This window comes from Niallia oryzisoli (assembly GCF_036670025.1).
GTDB classification, from domain to species: domain Bacteria; phylum Bacillota; class Bacilli; order Bacillales; family Cytobacillaceae; genus Bacillus_BD; species Bacillus_BD oryzisoli.
In genome coordinates, this window is sequence record NZ_CP137640.1 from 45,205 (window position 1) to 66,168 (window position 20,964).

Consider the following 20,964-nt stretch of genomic DNA (forward strand, 5'->3'; position numbering starts at 1 on the left):
AAGAGAAAAGGAGGCGTTTTTCATCGGGAGTCAAAACGTGAAAAACCTGTTTTCCAAGCTAGTTAACACCAAAAAATGGTCTATTATAATTGCGAGTTTCATAGTTTTGCTGTTTTCAGCGGGCTTTGTTACATATGAAACCTCGAAGAAGTCAGTGACTCTATCCCTTGATGGGAAAGAAAGAGTCATAAAAACACATGCAGAAACCGTTCAAGAGGTACTTGAAGAAGCAGATATATCATTGCAATCTAAAGACTATTTGTTACCATCGAAGGATACAAGGGTAACGGACAATTTGAAAGTTGTTTGGAAATCGGCAAAACAGGTTCAACTATCAACCATAAACGAAGAGAAAGCGATTTGGACGACAGCTCTAACTGTTGAGGAATTTTTAAAGGAACAAAACATTGAAATAAATGAGTTTGATCAAGTAAAGCCCAGGCCCAGTACAGTATTGCAAAAAGGCATGAATGTAGTATTCAATAAAGCATTCCCTCTTACTCTTAATGATGGTGGAGTAGTGAAGGAAGTATGGTCCACTTCGACTACGGTCGCTGACTTTTTAAAACAACAGGGAATTACACTAACACAACTAGACCGGGTTGAGCCAGGTTTAGAGAACACTGTTTCAGAACATGGCATTGTCAATGTCATTAGAGTAGAAAAAGTCACCGATGTAGTGGAAGAACCATTAAGCTTTGCTGTAGTCACTCAGAAAGATGATAATTTAGATAAAGGGTCAGAAAAGATGCTGACACCCGGCCAGGAAGGCCTTGTTTCAAGAGAATATGAAGTAACAAAAGAAAATGGTCAAGAGGTTTCTCGTGTCGTAATGAATGAGAAGGTCCTTAAAGAAAAAGTAGACCAAGTTGTTGCTGTAGGTGCAAAGGAAATTACCGAAGTTGCATCCCGTGGAGCAGAAAGTGGAAGAGAAATATATGTTACTGCGACTGCCTATACGGCAAGCTGCAGTGGTTGTTCCGGGACTACTGCTACGGGAGTTAATTTACATGCAAATCCGAATGCCAAGGTAATTGCTGTTGATCCTAGCGTGATTCCGCTTGGCTCAAAAGTATACGTTGAAGGATATGGTTATGCAATTGCTGCTGATACCGGCGGTGCTATTAAAGGAAATAAAATTGACGTGTTCATTGCCTCAAAGCAGGATGCTTACCAATGGGGTAGAAAAACAGTTAAGATAAAAGTTTTAGACTAAACAACAATGCAGGGGTTTTATGCCTCTGCGTTTTTTCTTTTTTAATTACTTAAGCTATAATAAGGTTTGTATTTATATATATAGACGGATAAGTTACAAAAATGTTTCATTTTATTTGCATTTTTATTTTATTTTTTATTTTTGGCTCTGTTAAACATAGTAGTTGATTTCCGTTCCAGGCACTTCGCGTACCTTAGGGCGACCGCCGAGCCTCCTCGACACTGCGTGTCTGCGGGGTCTCTTCTTTCTCGCTTCTCCCGCAGGAGTCTGCGTGCCTTCCACTGCAATCAACTGGCTAATAAAAATCAAAACTATTCTTTAACATAGCCTATTTTTATGGAGGCAAAATGAAAATTAAAGAGATTATTGTGGTCGAGGGTAAGGATGATACGACTGCTGTTCAACAGGCGGTAAATGCCGATACGATTGAAACGAATGGATCAGCAATTAATGATGAGACCATTGAGAAAATAAAATTGGCTCAGCAGACAAGAGGCGTGATTGTCTTAACAGATCCAGACTATCCAGGCCAAAAAATTCGTAATACCATTGCCGAGCAGGTTCCTGGCTGTAAGCATGCCTTTATTCCAAAGGAAATGGCTATACATAAGCGTGGTAAAGGTGTCGGAGTGGAACATGCCTCAGTGGAAACGATTAGACAAGCATTAAAGGATGCCCAGCTAATGCACGAAGAGGCTAAGGAGGAAATCACCCACGAAGACTTAATCGCTGCAGGCTTTATTGGCGGCGGCGGGGCAAAGGTTAGAAGAGAGAAGCTGGGAAGATTACTTAAAATCGGTTATACGAACGGAAAACAACTTCATAAGCGGCTGATGGTATTTGAAATTAGCAAGAAGAAATTTATCGAAGCCGTTGAGGTAATCCGCAAGGAGGAACAAGATGCATAAGGATATTGCAACACCTCTCAGAACAAGGGAAATTTTAGAGAAATACGGATTTTCCTTTAAAAAGAGCTTAGGACAGAATTTTTTAATTGATACAAATATCTTAAGAAATATTGTTGATCATGCCGGTCTGACAGATGAATCAGCGGCAATAGAAGTCGGTCCCGGCATAGGTGCGTTAACAGAACAGCTGGCTAAAAGATGTAAAAAGGTAGTTGCCTTCGAAATTGATCAGCGCCTGCTTCCAATCCTGGAGGAAACACTAGCCCCATACGACAACACAACCATCATCCATCAAGATGTGCTTAAGGCAAATGTTCGGGAAGTGATGGAGCAGGAATTTTCCGGAATAGATGATGTCATGGTAGTGGCCAATTTACCGTACTATGTGACAACACCAATTATCATGAAATTACTAGAGGAAAGGCTCCCGATTCGGGGAATTGTTGTCATGCTGCAAAAAGAAGTAGCCGATCGTATTTCAGCGAAACCAGGGACAAAGGACTATGGATCGTTGTCCATTGCGATTCAATATTATACTGAGGCAGAGACGGTAATGATTGTCCCGAAGACGGTTTTTATTCCCCAGCCTAATGTAGACTCTGCTGTTATTCGGTTAACAAAGCGAAAAGAGCCGCTTTTCCCTGTAATTAGCGAAGACTTCTTTTTCATGGTTACACGAGGAAGCTTTGCCCAGCGAAGAAAAACAATTTTAAATAATTTAACCAGTCAGCTTCCGGATGGAAAAGCAAAAAAAGACATCATTCTATCCTCATTACAGGAGGCGGGAATTGAGCCCGGGAGAAGAGGCGAGTCCTTGTCAATTGAGGAGTTTGCCCGCTTAAGTGATTGCTTATATCCATATTTCAACTAAAACACCCAGTTAGGGTGTTTTTGTGTTTAAAGAAAAATTTAGATGGCGGGATGGCACGGTAAAACACCTTCGCTTTTTTAATTCACGGATGACTGGACTACTGCATATTTTATGTCAGAAGTATATTTTTGAAAATCGGGTGCTTTAAGCTTTTATCTGTATGCTGACAAATGGAGTGGTGCCAATGAGTATTAAAAAAAATGACATTGTTGGCAGGAAATCATATCATTGCGATATTTTATTTCGCGTCATTGATATTAAAGGACATGGTCATCAAAGGATTGCGGTTCTTTATGGTCAGGATTACCGATTAATAGCTGACGCTCCTTTTGAGGATTTGATTATCGTGAATCAATCCGAGCGAACAAAAAAGTCAATGCAGTTTCGCTCGCTTGAAGAGCAGTCCTTTGAGTTATTTCGACAGGATGTCGACCTATTGAAGGAAAAGCATGAATATGAGTCAACAGGAGGATACACCAAGACGTTAAATTACTTTCAGATTCCCGGAAAGGTGCTTCACTTGGATGGAGACCCGATTTATTTAAAAAAATGCTTAACGCTTTACGAGAAAATCGGCATTCCGGTAAATGGAGTTCATTGTAATGAAAAGGAAATGGCTGCTAAGATCGGTCCCTTAATCGATCATTACCGTCCGGATATTCTAGTCATTACTGGGCATGATGCATATTCAAAGGCCAAAGGTGATATAAGTGATATTAATTCGTATCGACACTCAAAGGATTTTGTTCAAACGGTCCGGGAGGCACGCAAGAAAATCCCTTCTTTAGACCAGCTTGTGATTTTTGCCGGTGCATGCCAGTCCCACTTTGAATCATTAATCTATGCTGGTGCGAACTTTGCTAGTTCCCCTTCCAGAGTAAATATCCATGCATTAGACCCGGTTTATATTGTGGCAAAAATCAGCTTTACACCATTTATGGAGAGAATCAATGTTTGGGATGTCCTTCGTAATACGTTAACAGGTGAAAAAGGGCTTGGTGGAATTGAAACAAGGGGAATTCTAAGGACCGGTATGCCGTTCAATGGGGATGTTAACCAAGTCGAATAAGCCGTTCCTACGAAAAACGGCTTATTCATTTTTACAATAACTTAAAAGTTAGAACCAAATAGGAACCTGCAGCATATATTATATGAGTTGCTTAGGTAAGATATTCCATGAATGTGAGGAAATTGCATTGGCAGGTCCATACATATTTTGCTGTAAATAGGGAAAGATATTATTGTAGAAAAAAAAAGTAATTTGTCTATCGATAGTTATTGACAATTATTTTTAAAGACTGTTATAATTTATATTTTTGGTTGACTTTTTTGCTTCGTTGTTGTATAATTTTACATAGTGAGGTGGACCGAAATGGCAAAAACTTTAACGGATATAAAAAAGGCTCTTGATTCAAATTTAGGAAAAAGACTTTTGCTCAAGGCAAACGGTGGTAGACGTAAGACAATTGAGCGTTCGGGAGTTTTAGCAGAAACTTATCCTTCTGTGTTTGTAATTGAACTAGATCAGGAAGAGAATGCTTTTGAACGTGTTTCATATAGCTATGCTGATGTTTTAACAGAAACGGTGCAAATTACGTTCTATGAAGATACATCAGGACAGGTTGCTTTAAGTTAATAAACGTAAAGTGATGGCAGCATCACATTTCGGTAAGTGTAAGATGAGCCGATGAGAAGGCTTTATTTTTTTCTTCTCCTCGGCTCATCTTATTTTTGTAGAAAAAGGGTTTAATCTTCAACATAGATAGTGGTCTAGCGCAAGCAGCCAGCCCCTCTTGGGTCTAGCCAATCGTCAAGAAGGTAAAGAACCACCTTCATGCCGGCTTGTCTTATTGCAGCCTTTAGGATGATCAGGCGCTTGCGCTTTTCGTGTTTTCAAAAAATAGCCACTCATAAATACGTGAGGGCGGCTTCATAATACATAATGCCGGGATGATGAAAGGAGCTGTTAAGGTTGGGCAGAAGAAGAGGAATTATGTCAGAGGGATTAAAAGAGGAGCTTGCAAAGGAGCTTGGCTTCTATGATGTCGTTCAAAAAGAAGGCTGGGGCGGCATTAAAGCTAGGGATGCAGGTAATATGGTCAAACGTGCTATTGAAATAGCTGAACAGAATCTTTTAAACAATCGACGTTAAACTCTTTTCATTGCCAGATGTTACGGATGTAAAGTAACAAACTTATTAACTAAAATGGATTCATCACGGCAGGCCGGAGTGCATTCTCCGGCTTTTTTGTGTAATATAAAAGAATTATATGGATGTATTGTCTTACCTTCCCTGTTTTGTGGTAAAATAGGACAAAAACTGGAGACGTCGAATTTTGTCTATACTGAAATTCGTCTTACCATCAGTTTGGTCGGATGATACCTCAATCGGCACTCTGTCTAGACCTAATTCAGCTGATGGTAGCTTTCTACATAAAGGTTGGTGGAGTTTTTGAAGCTTTTAGTAAAAGCGCCGGCAAAAATTAATTTGTCATTAGATGTTTTACATAAACGTCCCGATGGTTATCATGAGGTAGAAATGATAATGACAACGATTGATTTGGCCGATCGCCTGGAATTAGCATTATTAGAACGTGATGAAATTAAAATTATTTCACACAATCGATTTGTTCCGGATGATCAAAGAAATTTAGCCTATCAAGCTGCACGTTTGTTGAAGGATCGTTTTTCTGTCGAAAAGGGAGCAGCGATTACAATTGAAAAAACGATACCTGTTGCAGCAGGGTTAGCAGGCGGAAGCAGTGATGCAGCCGCAGCTCTAAGAGGCTTAAATAAGCTTTGGGACTTAGGGCTCACGATACATGAATTAGCTGAACTGGGAGCGGAAATCGGTTCGGATGTATCTTTTTGCGTATATGGAGGGACAGCATTGGCTAAAGGGAGGGGAGAAATGATCACACCCTTGCCAGCACCTCCTACCTGCTGGGTTGTGCTGGCAAAGCCCTTTATCGGGGTCTCAACAGCAGACGTATACCGACGCTTAGAACTGGCAAGGATTACTCATCCGAATACGAAGGCAATGATTCAGGCAATTGAGGCTAATGACTTTTCAAGCGTTTGTGCTAACCTTGGCAATGTTCTTGAGGATGTGACATTGAAACTTCACCCGGAGGTGGCTTTAATAAAAGACCAGATGAAGCGCTTTGGAGCAGATGCAGTATTAATGAGCGGAAGCGGGCCAACTGTTTTTGGTCTTGTTCAGCATGATTCGAGAATGCAGCGAGTGTATAACGGATTAAGGGGTTTCTGTGACCAGGTTTTTGCTGTTCGAATGCTCGGAGAACAACATCCCCTTGATTAAATCCGTATATTAGTGTTATATTAACATTAAATTATTCGGATTTTAAGGGAGGTATTCTTGGGTGAAATTTCGTCGCAGTGAACGATTAATTGATATGACGGATTATTTATTAGCTCATCCTCGACAATTAGTTCCTCTAACCGTTTTTGCAGAACGATACAGCTCGGCTAAATCTTCCATAAGCGAGGATTTAGCTATTATTAAAGAGGTGTTCGAAGAAAGAGGAATCGGTACGCTGCAAACGGTTGCAGGTGCAGCTGGAGGGGTCAAGTTTCAAGTTCAAGTGAACAAAGAGGAAGCCCTATTATTTATTAGAGAGCTTTGTGATCTCATGACAGACCCAGGCCGGATTCTGCCAGGTGGTTATTTATTCATGAACGATATTTTAGGAAATCCGGCTATTGTGCAAAAGGTGGGAAGAATGATTGCTTCCGCCTATGTCAATACGGCTATTGATGTAGTCATGACAGTTGCAACAAAGGGAATACCGCTTGCCTATGCGGTTGGCAGCTATCTAAATGTTCCGGTTGTGATCGTTAGAAGAGATAGTTTAGTAACAGAGGGCCCGACCGTCAGCATTAACTATGTATCCGGATCATCCAAAAGGATTCAGACAATGGTCCTATCGAAGCGAAGTCTTGCAGAGGGATCAAATGTTTTAATCATTGACGATTTTATGAAAGCCGGTGGCACCGTGAACGGCATGGTTTCAATGCTCGAAGAATTTCGGGCAAATGTGGCCGGAATTGCTGTGCTTGTTGAAGCAGAGCAGGCAGATGAACGTTTAGTGGATAATTACCTTTCTTTAATTAAGCTTTCAGAAGTTGATTTAAAACAAAAGCAGATTAAAGTGATAGAAGGTAATTATTTTCAAAATAATTAACAGAGATATAGGAGGAGAACAGATGAAAGTAGTTAGTACAACAGAAGCACCAGCAGCAATTGGACCATATTCACAAGGGATTATCGTTAATAATGTTTTTTACAGTTCTGGTCAAATTCCATTAACTGCCGCAGGCGAAATGGTTAATGGTGATGTAAAGGAACAAACACATCAAGTATTTAAAAACCTGCAGGCAGTTTTGAAGGAAGCTGGAGCCTCATTGGAAACTGTAGTTAAGACAACTGTATTTATTAAAGATATGAACGACTTTGGAGCAGTAAATGAAGTGTATGGTGAATACTTCTCTACGCATAAGCCGGCACGTTCATGTGTAGAAGTTGCACGTTTACCTAAAGATGCATTAGTAGAAATCGAAGTTATTGCGCTCGTCAAGTAAGACGAGCGTTTTTTATTAAAGATAAAAGGTATAACTTATTAATATTGATAGTGGTCCAGCGCAAGCAGCCAGCCCTCTTGGGTCTTGCCAAGTCGTCAAGAAGGTTAAAGAACAACCTTCTTGACGGCTCATCTTATTACAGCCTTAAAGCAGATCAGGCACTTACGCTTTTCTATGACTGTGGAATTTATCTTAGCAAGACGGATTATATTTTGATAAGTTGAAATTTTTTCCCAATTTTTTTTAAAAAAATATTTAATCTAGCAGGAATTAAGAAAATTCTGTTGAATCTATATCTTAGTGAATTTATCTTTGTGCAAAGGTGGTGAACAAAATGGAAGTAACTGACGTAAGATTACGCCGTGTTAATACGGATGGACGCATGAGAGCGATCGCATCTATTACGTTGGATAACGAGTTTGTTGTTCATGATATCCGCGTCATTGATGGAAATAATGGTTTATTTGTTGCAATGCCAAGTAAACGTACACCGGATGGTGAATTTCGCGATATCGCCCACCCAATCAACTCGGGAACACGCGGTAAGATTCAGGAAGCTGTATTAGCTGAATATCATCGCCTAGGCGAAGTAGAAGTGGAATTTGAAGAAGCAGGTGCTTCTTAGAAATTAAAAAACAATTGAACATCTAGAGCCTTCTTCAAAAGAAAGGCTCTTTTTTTTGTTAACCTCCGCACACGATCTACTATCCTAACCCACCAAAATGACTTCATTATTATTATTTTCTGCCGGGCAAACCAACTTAATGACTTCATAAAAAGAATGGTTATTAATTTCATGCCTTGAAATGAAGCGTTATTTAAGATATATTTTTAAATGGATAAAAAGGTAATTGGAGGCCTGTACATGCTTACTCGTTATGCAATCATATTAGCCGCAGGTCAAGGGACTAGAATGAAATCAAAGCTGTATAAAGTCCTGCATCCTGTTTGCGGCAAACCTATGGTTCAACATGTAGTTGATCAAATTTCAAAGCTTCATATAGATAAAACAGTTACGATTATTGGCCATGGAGCAGAGATGGTAAAGGCCCAGCTAGGTAATCAAAGTGAATATGTTCTACAGGAAGAACAGCTTGGAACCGGTCATGCAGTGTTGCAGGCCAAGGAATTACTCAGCGGGAAGCAAGGGACTACTCTCGTAGTATGCGGTGACACTCCTCTAATTAAAGCTGAAACAATAGAAGCTTTATTTAAGCATCATGAAGAAAAAGGGGCAAAAGTCACAGTCTTAACAGCTCAAGCAGATGATCCAACCGGCTATGGTCGCATCGTAAGGAATGAAGCAGGCCTAGTTGAAAAAATTGTTGAGCATAAAGATGCATCTGAAGAGGAACGGTTCATTGCAGAGATTAATACTGGAACGTACTGCTTCGATAATCAGGCTTTATTCGAAGCGTTAAATGAGGTCACAAATGATAATGTTCAAGGTGAATATTATTTACCAGATGTGATTGAGATCTTAAAAAACAAAGGTGAAGTAGTAACTGCCTTCAAAACAGCCGACTTTTCGGAAACGCTGGGAGTTAATGATCGTGTTGCACTTTCTGAAGCAGAAACAATCATGAAGCAGCGAATTAATCGTCAGCATATGAAAAATGGTGTGACGATTATCGACCCATGCAATACCTATATTGGAGCAGATGTAGAAATTGGTCCTGATACAGTCATTATGCCTGGAACGATGATAAGCGGGAAAACAATCATTGGTTCCGATAGTCAAATTGGTCCAAATAGTGAAATAAAGGACTGCCAAATTGGTGATGCTACAGTCATTAGACAATCTGTTGCACATGACAGTCAAATTGGCTCCCATGTCAATATTGGTCCTTTTGCCCATATTCGGCCGGATTCTGCGATATATGATGATGTGAAGATAGGAAATTTCGTTGAAATTAAAAAAGCTGTATTCGGTAAAGGCAGCAAAGCTTCACACTTAAGCTATATTGGCGATGCAGAGGTTGGAAGCGATGTGAACATCGGCTGTGGCTCTATAACAGTCAACTATGATGGTAAAAATAAGTATCTGACAAAAATAGAGGATGGAGTTTTCATTGGCTGCAATTCTAATCTTGTCGCTCCTGTGACGGTTGGGAAAGGTGCTTATGTAGCGGCAGGTTCAACGATTACAAAAAATGTACCTGGTGAAGCACTTGCAGTGGCCCGCTCCCGTCAAGTAAATAAAGAGAATTACGTGAAAAAGCTAAATGTAAATAAATAACCATTGGAGGTTACCATGTCAAATCAGTATTTGGATCCTAATTTAAAAGTATTTTCGTTAAACTCAAACAGGGAGCTTGCAAGCCAAATTGCGGAGGTAATTGGTGTAGAACTTGGAAAGTGTTCTGTTTCCCGTTTTAGTGATGGAGAGATCCAGATTAACATTGAAGAAAGTATTCGCGGTTGTGATGTATTCGTTATTCAATCAACGAATACCCCAATAAATGATTACTTAATGGAACTTTTAATCATGATTGATGCTTTAAAACGCGCTTCCGCAAAAACGATTAATGTTGTGATGCCATACTACGGTTATGCACGTCAGGACCGTAAAGCACGCGCACGTGAACCAATTACAGCTAAATTAGTTGCAAACCTAATCGAAACTGCTGGTGCAACACGTGTGATCACATTAGACCTGCATGCACCGCAAATTCAAGGATTTTTCGACATTCCGATCGATCATTTAATGGGTGTGCCGATCTTAGCAGAGTATTTCAAAAATCGTGAATATAACGGTGACGTTGTGGTTGTATCTCCTGACCATGGCGGTGTGGTACGCGCTAGAAAATTAGCAGACCGCTTAAAAGCACCAATTGCGATTATTGATAAACGCCGTCCAAGACCAAATGTGGCAGAAGTAATGAATATTGTTGGTAATGTTGAAGGAAAAGTTTGTATTCTAATTGATGATATTATTGATACAGCTGGAACAATCACGTTAGCTGCTAACGCATTAGTGGAAAGCGGCGCTACTGAAGTCTATGCTTGCTGTACGCATCCAGTTTTATCTGGACCTGCGATTGAAAGAATTGAGAATTCAAAGATCAAAGAGCTTGTTGTGACAAACTCTATCGCTCTTCCAGAAGAAAAGAAAATCGACAAAATCAAAAATCTTTCTGTTGCTTCATTATTGGCAGAGGCGATTATCCGTGTTCATGAAGAACAATCTGTAAGTATTCTGTTTGACTAAAAATTGTGTACATAAGGCTTGCTATTTGGCAAGCCTTATATGTAATTTTAGCACAAACAGCAGGTTTTACTTGAATGTTTTGTTTTGAAAATTTAAACTATTTAATAACTAAGTATAAATCAGTCTATTTCCTTTTTCAAATTGAATGTTTAGACCTTCCTGTTTTGGGGAATTTTTATAATGGACATTGAAATGCGGAGGCGCCTGCCTATCGGCGGAAAGCATAAGACGAGCCGGCATGGAGGTTGTTCTTTAACCTCCTTGACGGTTTGGCTTAGACTAAAGAGCTGATGGCGCCTGTAGCTAGACTCCAAACCATTGGAAGGGGACATTATTATGAACGCAGTATTACAAGCAAAGGAAAGAAAGGTTTTTCGTCATTCTGCCTTGAATAAAATCCGGAAGGAAGGAAATATTCCTGGCGTTATCTATGGAGCTAAAAAGGAAAGTAAGTCTATTTATTTAAGTGAAAAAGACCTCATTAAGACAATTAGAGATGTGGGAAGAAATGGAATCATCTCGTTAGATGTAGAGGGAAACAAACAGAATGTGATTCTGACTGATTATCAATCAGATCCGTTAAAAAACATTTTGGTTCATGTTGATTTTCGTGCTGTCGATATGTCAACAGAGTTGAATGCAAACGTGAAAGTAACATTAGTTGGAGATGCAGCTGGGGTGAAAGAGGGCGGTGTTATGCAGCAATCGTTGCATGAGATTTCCGTCACAGCTACACCGGCCAATATTCCACAGTCTATTGATGTGGATGTAACAAATATACAAGTGGAAGAAAAGGTGACCATTGCGGATATTAAAGGAAATTATTCTTCTATTTCCTTTAATCATGAGGATGATGAGGTAATCGCTTCTATTCTTGCTCCGCGCCAGGAAGAGGTCATTGATACAGGTGAAAAGCAAAGCGAAGCACCGCATGATAATCTGGAACAATCAGATGAAACTGCCGGTGAGGGATAAAAAAGGGGATCTCTTGGGTAGTATCTTTGTTTATTAAAACATTCAGAGGTTTTTTGGAAAAGGAGAGATATCCATCATGGATGATTCCATTTGACGGGTCTCTCCTTCTGACAGCCTCTCATACCCCTAATAAAAAGACCACGTTTTTTATCATCTGTTTTACTCTATTCAATTCCTATGATCATCACTTTTTTAATCAATCCTATATAATAAATTAGAATTGCTGCTATGAATTGAATGAAAGTCAACGTAAGGGTGGGAAATATGAAACTGATAGTTGGTTTAGGCAATCCGGGGAAAGAGTATGACAAAACAAGGCATAATATTGGCTTTGAAGTAATTGATGCCTTGGCAGAGAGGTTGCATATTTCTCTAGAACAGGCTAAATTTAAAGGGATATATGGGAGTAAGCTGGTCGACGGCGAGAAGGTTTATTTGTTAAAACCCTTAACCTACATGAATCTGTCCGGTGAATCAATCCGGGCAATTATGGATTATTTCCAAATTGAAACAGAGGATCTGCTTGTCATCTACGACGATATGGATCTGCCAGTCGGAAAAATACGGCTCCGTCAAAAAGGAAGTGCCGGCGGTCATAATGGAATTAAGTCGACAATTGCTCATATCGGGACACAGGAATTTAATCGGATCCGGATAGGAATTAACCGTCCATCTAATGGGATGTCCATTACCGATTATGTTCTGGGTCGTTTTACGAAAGAGGAGCAGGAATTAATTAAAGGGGCAGTAGAGCAAAGTGCCGATGCCTGTGAAGAATGGATTAAGAAGCCTTTTTTACAAGTGATGAATACGTATAATTAACCGAATGATTTCTACAAGATTTGGCAATAATAACAAGTAGGAAAATAGGAACAGGAACCGGTTCAAGTACTGGTAAAACTCGCAAGTATATGACTTTTAGCATGCGGGTCCTGTAACAGAACGTTATTAGGAGGTAAGGAATGGCTATTCATTACCATTGTCGTCATTGTGGAGTCAAACTAGGAACACTTGATCAATTTTCAATTGAATCAGAACGTCTCGGTTTAAATACATTATCCGATGAGGAAAGACAGGATATGGTTACCTACAATTCTCAAGGTGATATCCATATCAAATCCATTTGTGAAGACTGTCAGGAATCACTTGAGAAAAATCCTGAATATTATCAAAATGACTTCTTAATTCATTAAAAGCTTTGGATCTTACTCCAAAGCGTTTTTCTATTTGATGTAATCACAAAGCAAACAATCAAGAAAAAATATACTAACAAAAAATGATCTATATATGTCTGAGTAATCATATACGGCAGATGTGAAAATGATCAATATTGGAGGGAGGGGCTGCGATGTTAGGACTAAAGAGCCTTTTTAATCAACATGAAGATATAGGGAACGTTATAGAAGGCATAGATGCGGGTCTACGCGAGCAGCTTGTTGCGGGTCTGTCCGGCTCTGCAAGAACGTTGTTTATCGCATCTATCTATGAAAAAACGAAAAAGCAAATTCTTATTGCAACGCATAATTTATTACAGGCCCAGAAATTATTTGATGATCTTGTTTCAGTTGTCGGTGAGGAAGAAGTGTTCCTCTATCCTGCAAATGAGCTAATTGGAGCGGAAATCAGTGTTGCCAGTCCGGAGTTAAGGGCACAACGAATTGAAGTTTTAAATCATTTGTGCCAAAAGAGAAATAGTATTGTCATTGTCCCGATTGCTGGTTTACGTAAAATGGTTCCGCCTCCAGATGTATGGAAACGATATCAGATGCATATTAAGGTTGGCGACGAGATTAATATAGATGGACAGCTTACTCAATTTGTTGAAATGGGCTATGTGCGTACGGATATGATTTCGGCTCCCGGTGAATTCAGCGTAAGGGGCGGAATCATTGATGTTTTTCCATTAACAGAAGCAAATCCGATCAGAATGGAATTATTTGATACCGAAGTAGATTCGATTCGAACCTTTTCCCTGGAGGATCAGCGATCCATTGACAAACGAATGGAGATTACAATTGGACCTGCTACTGAAATGCCGCTCGAGGATATGCAATACACTCATTTGGTTGAGAAACTCGAGAATGGATTAAAGGATAGTGTCAAAAAGATTAAAGATGAAAAGGCAAAGGCACAGCTTGTTCAGAATCTTGGTTATGAGTTAGAGAAGTTAAGAAACAAGCAAAAGCCTGAACAGCTTTTTAAATATTCATCTCTTGCCTATGACCATGCTAGTAGTTTAGTAGACTATTGCGAAAGAAATGCTATTTTCTTTATCGATGAAATCAGCAGGGTTCAGGAAATGAATGAGTCACTCGAAAAAGAAGAAGCAGAATGGTATACAGGTTTATTGAGCGAAGGTAATATCATTCACGGGATTAAAATGTCCCATCAATTATCAGAATTAACGTCCCGCTCAAAATTACCAATTGTTTACTTATCGCTCTTTTTACGCCATGTGCCGAATACAAATCCACAAAATATTATTAATATGACCTGTAAGCAAATGCAAAACTTCCATGGTCAGATGAATGTGCTAAAAGGAGAAGTGGACCGATGGGTGAAAAACCATTACTCGGTTGTGTTCCTTGGCTCGGATGAAGAACGTGTTAATAGGCTTGAACGAATCCTCTCAGACTATGATATTGAGTCGGTTGTTTCCAGCCCGGATGACCGGCTTCAAAGCGGAAAGGTGCAAATTGTACGGGGAGACCTTCTTACAGGCTTTGAACTGCCGCTGCAAAAGGTAGCAGTTGTTACCGAAGAAGAGCTGTTTACCAAACGGGCAAAACGTACGCCCCGCCGTCAGAAGTTGTCAAATGCGGAAAGAATTAAGAGTTACTCCGAATTAAAGGTAGGAGATCATGTTGTCCATGTAAATCATGGGATAGGGAAATACTTAGGAATTGAGACCCTTGTGATCAATGGTGTCCATAAAGACTATTTGCATATCCGCTATCAAGGAAGCGATAAACTTTATGTACCAGTCGATCAAATTAACCTAGTGCAGAAATATGTCGGTTCAGAGGGGAAAGAACCGAAGATTTATAAATTAGGCGGCAGTGATTGGAAAAAAGTTAAGAAGAAGGTTCAATCATCTGTCGAAGATATTGCCGAAGACCTAATCAAGCTGTATGCAGAGCGGGAAGCTGCTGTTGGCTATGCCTTCAGCCCTGACGGGGATTTGCAGCGTGAATTTGAATCATCTTTTCCATATCAGGAGACAGAGGATCAGATCCGCTCCATTGTGGAGATTAAAAAGGATATGGAAAAGGAACGGCCGATGGACCGTCTGCTTTGCGGTGACGTTGGTTACGGAAAAACAGAAGTGGCCATTCGTGCTGCCTTTAAGGCCGTTGCAGATGGTAAGCAGGTAGCGATACTAGTGCCAACAACGATTTTAGCGCAGCAGCATTATCAGACCATGCTGGAGAGATTTCAAGACTATCCTGTTAAAATTGCCTTGCTGAGCCGCTTCCGCACAAGAAAGCAGCAAACAGAAACAATTAAAGGGTTAAAAAATGGAACGGTCGATGTAGTTGTCGGCACACACCGCCTGTTATCTAAAGAAGTACAATATCATGATTTAGGCTTATTAATTATTGATGAAGAGCAGCGCTTTGGTGTCAGCCATAAAGAAAAAATTAAAAGGCTCAAGACAAATGTTGATGTTTTAACTTTAACTGCGACACCAATTCCAAGGACACTTCATATGTCGATGCTCGGTGTCAGGGATTTGTCTGTCATTGAAACACCTCCGGAAAATCGTTTTCCTGTCCAAACCTATGTGATGGAATACAATGGTGCTTTAGTAAGGGAAGCGATTGAACGTGAGCTGGCAAGAGACGGACAGGTGTATTTTCTTTATAATAGAGTCGAAGATATTGAACGAAAGGCTGAGGAAATTTCCATGCTCGTGCCGGATGCAAAGGTAAGCTATGCTCATGGGCAAATGAGTGAGAACGAATTGGAATCTGTTATGCTTAGCTTTTTGGAAGGTGAAAGTGATGTCCTTGTTAGTACCACAATTATTGAAACAGGGGTTGATATTCCGAATGTCAATACGTTGATTGTCAATGATGCTGACAAAATGGGACTTTCACAGCTTTATCAGTTAAGGGGGCGGGTTGGACGTTCTAACCGGGTTGCCTATGCATACTTTACTTATCGGAAAGATAAGGTTCTGACAGAGGTAGCGGAAAGACGTCTGCAAGCCATTAAGGAATTTACAGAGCTTGGCTCAGGATTTAAGATTGCGATGCGAGATTTATCCATACGTGGAGCAGGTAATCTCTTGGGTGCACAGCAGCATGGATTTATTGATTCAGTCGGTTTTGATCTTTACTCTCAAATGCTGAAAGAAGCCATTGAAGAACGAAGAAGTAATCCAGAGGAAGTGAAGCCTCCATCAGTAGAAATTGATTTGGATATTGATGCCTACATTCCAGACTCCTATATCGCAGACGGTCAACAGAAAATTGAGATGTATAAACGTTTCCGCGGTATCAGCGATCTTGATGATGTGAAAGAGCTGCAGGAGGAAATGGTTGACCGCTTTGGAGAATATCCGGTTGAGGTGTCCTACTTATTTTTAATTGCGGAAATTAAGGTTTTTGCCCAATTAGTAGGTGTAGAATTGATCAAACAAGTCAAAGATGAAGTTACGATCCTTTTATCGGAAGAAAAGAGCAGCACCATTGATGGCCATAAAGTGTTTCAGCTAACGAATCAATATGGAAGAATGGTTGGCCTTGGCATGGAAGGCAGTAAATTCAAGATGGTCATTTATGTCAAAAAAGCAGCATTGGAATTATGGTTAAATGCCATCTATGAAATTCTTCAAGGAATGCATGAAATAAAAGAAGATAACGCACCATCTGTGTTGTAAAATTAATGTTTGACCTGAAATTTCATCTGATATCTTTTGTATGGAAGTAATTACCATGTCAAGAAAAAGTCATTGTAAGTGTATAGAACTTTCCATATGAAAGATACTAAGTTCAAATATGGCGAAGGTTACATATTGAGGAATATGAATCATTGCCACATGCAAAAAATCATCAGATGAAAGAGAGGCAACGTTGGATGAAAGCAACTGGTATTGTTCGTCGAATCGATGATTTAGGTCGTGTAGTTATCCCAAAGGAAATTCGCAGAACGTTACGTATTCGTGAAGGTGATCCATTGGAGATCTTTGTGGATCGTGATGGAGAAGTGATTTTGAAGAAATATTCCCCGATTAGTGAATTAGGTGATTTTGCAAAAGAATATGCCGAAGCTTTATTTGATAGTCTTGGAAATCCTGTTCTTATATGTGATAGAGATAGTTATATTGCTACAGCCGGTGGTTCAAAGAAGGACTATTTAAATAAAAATATAAGCAGCCTTATTGAGAAAACAATGGAAGAAAGAACTTCGGTATTAATGAACCAGCCTGGAGAAACAGCCTTGGTTGATGGCAACAGTGAGGAAATTTCTTCTTATACCATTGGACCGATTATCGCGAATGGCGATCCAATCGGCGCTGTAATTATCTTTTCAAAGGATGGATCATTAGGCGAGGTAGAACAAAAGGCAGTTGAAACAGCAGCAGGTTTTCTTGCCAGACAAATGGAATCATAACATGAACATGAGTATTTTCAAAGGGAAGCAGTCTAAGAGCTGCTTCCCTTTTATGATTTTAAGACGAGCGCTTCTTGAGGCAAATTATGCTATAATAACTCACGAACTTCAATTTTGGAAGGAGATGGCAATGCAGCCCAAAGATCAAGGAAAGTATTTATTTAGAGGAACGCTTATTTTAACTGTCGGTGCACTTTTTACGAAAATATTAAGTGCCTTTTATAGGGTTCCCTTTCAAAATATTGTCGGGGATGTTGGGTTTTATATTTACCAGCAGGTTTACCCCTTTTATGGAATAGCTGTTGTATTATCCACATACGGATTTCCAGTTGTCATTTCCAAATTATATGCTGAAGAAATCATGAAGAAAGAAAAGAGTAATCTCAGACAACTATTCTTCGTGTCAATGTTATTTTTATGTGGGTTTGGATTCCTCTGTTTTGTGTTTCTCTTTGCAGGGGCGGGTTGGTTAGCACGCTATATGAACGACCCTCAGCTTGCACGGTTGTTGCAATTAAATGCGGTTGTTTTTTTAATCATACCGGTTATCTCTTTATTCAGAGGTTTTTTTCAAGGTTCCGGCTATATGCTCCCTACGGCTGTTTCACAGGTGGGTGAACAATTTATCAGGGTCATTACGATTTTGGTGTCTGCTGTCTATCTTGTTCATTTTCAGTATTCTCTTTATACCGTCGGTAGTGGGGCGGTTATTGGTTCCATCACAGGCGGATTAACGGCCGCGCTTATCTTACTATTTTTTTGGCTTCGGACGAGAAAAAAAGATGCTTTACAAAAGCCAGCACTGTTCCAGCAAAGCGGGAGAATTATTAAAGCTTTTATTCTGTACGCTCTGCCTATTTGCATCAGCAGTATGCCGCTCATATTGCTTCAATTGGCTGATTCATTAAATTTGTATTCCCTTTTGGTTGATGCAGGAACAGCAAGTCATCGGGCAAAGGAATTGAAGGGTGTGTATGATCGTGGGCAGCCTCTTATCCAGCTTGGGACAGTCGTTGCAACATCGATGTCCTTATCGTTAGTTCCGCTTATTACAAAAGAAAAAATGCAGAACAATTCCGGGATACTAAAGGAGAAAATCGAGCTTGCACTTAAATCGAGTATATTGGTCGGGGTTGGGGCTACTATAGGATTGTACGGTATTATCAACCCGACAAATAGAATGTTATTTGAAAATACAGAGGGCTCAGATGTATTGGCTGTACTTGGAGCATTAATCCTGCTTGGTTCAATTATTATAACGATTACTGCCATTTTGCAGGGGTTAGGACATATTATATTCCCGGCTGTTACGATCCTCACAGGGTTTATGTGTAAGTATTTGTTAAATCATCTGCTTGTCCCGAAGCTTGGGACGATGGGAGCAGCTATTGCCTCCGTCGTTTCCTTAACGGTGATTTTAGTTGTATTTATGATTAAGCTACATACAATTATGGGAGAATTCATTATCAACAAACACTTCTATGCGGTGATTCTTACCGCAAGTATCCTTATGCTGATTGTACTGAACGTCTATTTATTTATCACAGATTTTATGTATGAGCTAAGGTTTTCAGATAGGATTACAGCCGGTGTTCAAGCGCTGAGTGCCGTCATTCTTGGGGGAGCAACATATATGGTAATGATCCTTCGGTCAAATGTATTTAAAGAGAGTGAACTTTCCTTATTGCCGTTCGGAAGTAAGCTGATTATGTTTTTACCAAAGAAAAAAAGGAGAGATTAGGGAAATGAAGAAAATATATATTGTCGGCCTCGGCGCCGGTGACCTTGACCAGCTCCCATTGGGTGTATATAAACTGCTTAAAAGTGATAAACCAGTCTATTTACGGACTAAGGAGCATCCGGTGGTAGCTGAATTGGAAAAAGAGGGATTTCAATATCATTCATTTGATTCGATTTATGAAAAAAATGAACAGTTTGAAGCAGTATATGAAGAAATTTGTGAAACATTACTATCAATGGACCATCATGAAGAGCTAATATATGGTGTTCCTGGTCACCCGCTTGTTGCAGAAAGGACGGTCCAGCTTTTATTGAAAAGAAGTAAGGCAGCTGGGATTGAACTTGAAGTGATCGGAGGCCAAAGCTTTTTAGATGATATTTTTACAGCCTTGCAAATTGATCCGATTGAAGGCTTTCAATTATTGGATGCAACCGACTTAAAGCTCGAGGAGTTCCAGTTGAGACAGCATATGCTGGTTGGTCAGGTATATGATTCCTTTATGGCATCGAACGTAAAGCTGACCTTTATGGAAAGACTTCCATATAATTATGATGTATACATAGTTACAGCAGCAGGAAGCAAGGAGGAAAGCATCCGAAAGGTCCCGCTGGTTGAGCTTGACCGGGAAACAAAGTTAAGTAATTTAACGTCCGTGTATATTCCACCTGTAACCGATGAAACCATGTTGTATAAGGACTTTAGTAAGTTGAGGGCCATCATTGCCGAGCTAAGAGGACCAAACGGCTGCCCTTGGGATTTGAAACAAACACATGAATCATTAACAAAGTATCTAATTGAAGAAGCCTATGAAGTCATTGAAGCGATTCAGGAAAAGGATATCGATCATCTCATTGAAGAGCTCGGAGATGTATTATTACAGGTTCTCCTTCATGCCCAAATCGGAGAGGATGATGGTTATTTTTCCATTGATGATGTGATCGAAGGCCTCTCTGCAAAGATGGTACGCCGCCATCCTCATGTTTTTGGAGATAAAACAGCTGAGACAGCGGAGGATGTTGTTAAGAATTGGCAGGAGATTAAGCAGAAGGAAAAAGGTGAACAGCCTGTATCTATACTAGGTGAAGTAGGAACATCACTGCCGACCATTCTTCGTTCATATGAGTTGCAGAAAAAGGCAGCTAAGGTTGGCTTTGATTGGCCGGATGTCAGCGGTGCATGGGCAAAGCTGAAGGAGGAAATCGGCGAGTTTGAACAGGAAATCAAGGATGATCGTAATGAACAAGCAGTAAAGGAGTTTGGAGATATTCTGTTTGCACTTGTGAATATCGCCCGTTTCTATGATATAAACCCTGATGAAGCATTATTTATGACGAATCAAAAATTTATTAGGCGTTTTCAATATATAGAGAAAAAAGTGGAAGAGAGCAGCAGGCCGTTTACAGATTACCAGTTGGAGGAGCTTGATCGTTACTGGGAAGAAGCGAAAAAGGCCGGACTATGAGAAAAGGAGTTTAGATATGCGTTTAGATAAATTTTTAAAGGTATCAAGATTAATCAAAAGACGGACATTGGCGAAGGAGGTCTCTGACCAAGGGCGGATATCGATTAACGGCATTCAGGCAAAGGCCAGCTCCAATGTCAAAGTCGGTGATGAGTTAACGGTCCGCTTTGGTCAAAGAGTCGTTACAGTTAAGATTGAAAAACTTCAGGAAACAACAAAAAAGGAAGAAGCGGCTAGTATGTACACTACTATCAAGGATGAAAGGATCCCTGAGGAGTTTTAATAATGGAACTAGATAAGGCGGCTTGTCGTTATGGCAAGCCGCATTTTATGTTCGTGTTCTAAATCCACTATTCCTT

The 20,964-nt window shown here is 40.0% G+C and carries 20 protein-coding genes; all 20 read left to right on the top strand.

The window, feature by feature from the left end:
• Nucleotides 1–37 precede the first annotated feature (37 nt).
• Nucleotides 38–1,216 (top strand): ubiquitin-like domain-containing protein, encoded by a 1,179-nt coding sequence (locus R4Z09_RS00220; RefSeq protein ID WP_338450457.1) that lies wholly within the window; start codon nt 38–40, stop codon nt 1,214–1,216.
• Nucleotides 1,217–1,563: 347 nt separating this feature from the next.
• Nucleotides 1,564–2,124 carry a ribonuclease M5 gene (rnmV, locus tag R4Z09_RS00225; RefSeq protein WP_338450458.1) on the top strand — a complete coding sequence of 187 codons (561 nt, stop codon included), beginning with the start codon at nt 1,564–1,566 and terminating at the stop codon, nt 2,122–2,124.
• Complete coding sequence (gene rsmA / locus R4Z09_RS00230) at nt 2,117–2,995, top strand: 16S rRNA (adenine(1518)-N(6)/adenine(1519)-N(6))-dimethyltransferase RsmA (protein ID WP_338450459.1); 879 nt, start codon at nt 2,117–2,119, stop codon at nt 2,993–2,995. Before rnmV ends, rsmA begins: the two co-directional genes overlap by 8 nt.
• A gap of 184 nt (nt 2,996–3,179) precedes the next feature.
• Nucleotides 3,180–4,064, top strand: coding sequence for a sporulation peptidase YabG (gene yabG, locus R4Z09_RS00235; RefSeq protein WP_338450460.1), 885 nt, complete (start codon nt 3,180–3,182; stop codon nt 4,062–4,064).
• Nucleotides 4,065–4,367: 303 nt separating this feature from the next.
• A complete protein-coding gene (veg, locus tag R4Z09_RS00240) occupies nt 4,368–4,631 on the top strand; it encodes a biofilm formation stimulator Veg (protein ID WP_150442937.1) in 264 nt (87 codons plus the stop codon).
• 336 nt (nt 4,632–4,967) lie between these two features.
• Nucleotides 4,968–5,147 (top strand): small, acid-soluble spore protein, alpha/beta type, encoded by a 180-nt coding sequence (locus R4Z09_RS00245; protein WP_071393076.1) that lies wholly within the window; start codon nt 4,968–4,970, stop codon nt 5,145–5,147.
• Nucleotides 5,148–5,447: 300 nt separating this feature from the next.
• On the top strand, nt 5,448–6,317 hold the full coding sequence (ispE, locus tag R4Z09_RS00250; protein ID WP_338450461.1) for a 4-(cytidine 5'-diphospho)-2-C-methyl-D-erythritol kinase: 870 nt from the start codon (nt 5,448–5,450) through the stop codon (nt 6,315–6,317).
• Nucleotides 6,318–6,378: 61 nt separating this feature from the next.
• Nucleotides 6,379–7,200, top strand: coding sequence for a pur operon repressor (purR, locus tag R4Z09_RS00255; protein ID WP_338450462.1), 822 nt, complete (start codon nt 6,379–6,381; stop codon nt 7,198–7,200).
• A 22-nt stretch (nt 7,201–7,222) separates the two neighbouring features.
• On the top strand, nt 7,223–7,597 hold the full coding sequence (gene ridA, locus R4Z09_RS00260; protein ID WP_338450463.1) for a 2-iminobutanoate/2-iminopropanoate deaminase: 375 nt from the start codon (nt 7,223–7,225) through the stop codon (nt 7,595–7,597).
• Nucleotides 7,598–7,931: 334 nt separating this feature from the next.
• A complete protein-coding gene (gene spoVG, locus R4Z09_RS00265) occupies nt 7,932–8,222 on the top strand; it encodes a septation regulator SpoVG (protein ID WP_071393072.1) in 291 nt (96 codons plus the stop codon).
• Between the two features lie 240 nt (nt 8,223–8,462).
• Nucleotides 8,463–9,836 (top strand): bifunctional UDP-N-acetylglucosamine diphosphorylase/glucosamine-1-phosphate N-acetyltransferase GlmU, encoded by a 1,374-nt coding sequence (gene glmU, locus R4Z09_RS00270; RefSeq protein ID WP_338450464.1) that lies wholly within the window; start codon nt 8,463–8,465, stop codon nt 9,834–9,836.
• A 15-nt stretch (nt 9,837–9,851) separates the two neighbouring features.
• A complete protein-coding gene (locus R4Z09_RS00275; protein WP_338450465.1) occupies nt 9,852–10,808 on the top strand; it encodes a ribose-phosphate diphosphokinase in 957 nt (318 codons plus the stop codon).
• 336 nt (nt 10,809–11,144) lie between these two features.
• Complete coding sequence (locus tag R4Z09_RS00280) at nt 11,145–11,783, top strand: 50S ribosomal protein L25/general stress protein Ctc (protein ID WP_338450466.1); 639 nt, start codon at nt 11,145–11,147, stop codon at nt 11,781–11,783.
• A gap of 264 nt (nt 11,784–12,047) precedes the next feature.
• Nucleotides 12,048–12,605: an aminoacyl-tRNA hydrolase gene (gene pth / locus R4Z09_RS00285; RefSeq protein ID WP_338450467.1), complete on the top strand. Its 558-nt coding sequence runs from the start codon at nt 12,048–12,050 to the stop codon at nt 12,603–12,605.
• Between the two features lie 140 nt (nt 12,606–12,745).
• Entirely contained in the window at nt 12,746–12,976 is a 231-nt protein-coding gene (locus R4Z09_RS00290; RefSeq protein WP_338450468.1) for an anti-sigma-F factor Fin family protein, read from the top strand.
• A 155-nt stretch (nt 12,977–13,131) separates the two neighbouring features.
• Nucleotides 13,132–16,668 (top strand): transcription-repair coupling factor, encoded by a 3,537-nt coding sequence (gene mfd / locus R4Z09_RS00295; RefSeq protein WP_338450469.1) that lies wholly within the window; start codon nt 13,132–13,134, stop codon nt 16,666–16,668.
• 197 nt (nt 16,669–16,865) lie between these two features.
• Nucleotides 16,866–17,402: a stage V sporulation protein T gene (gene spoVT / locus R4Z09_RS00300; RefSeq protein ID WP_338450470.1), complete on the top strand. Its 537-nt coding sequence runs from the start codon at nt 16,866–16,868 to the stop codon at nt 17,400–17,402.
• A gap of 130 nt (nt 17,403–17,532) precedes the next feature.
• Complete coding sequence (locus tag R4Z09_RS00305; RefSeq protein ID WP_338450471.1) at nt 17,533–19,143, top strand: polysaccharide biosynthesis protein; 1,611 nt, start codon at nt 17,533–17,535, stop codon at nt 19,141–19,143.
• A gap of 4 nt (nt 19,144–19,147) precedes the next feature.
• Complete coding sequence (gene mazG, locus R4Z09_RS00310) at nt 19,148–20,605, top strand: nucleoside triphosphate pyrophosphohydrolase (protein ID WP_338450472.1); 1,458 nt, start codon at nt 19,148–19,150, stop codon at nt 20,603–20,605.
• A gap of 16 nt (nt 20,606–20,621) precedes the next feature.
• Complete coding sequence (locus tag R4Z09_RS00315) at nt 20,622–20,888, top strand: RNA-binding S4 domain-containing protein (protein ID WP_338450473.1); 267 nt, start codon at nt 20,622–20,624, stop codon at nt 20,886–20,888.
• The last annotated feature ends 76 nt before the right edge of the window (nt 20,889–20,964 follow it).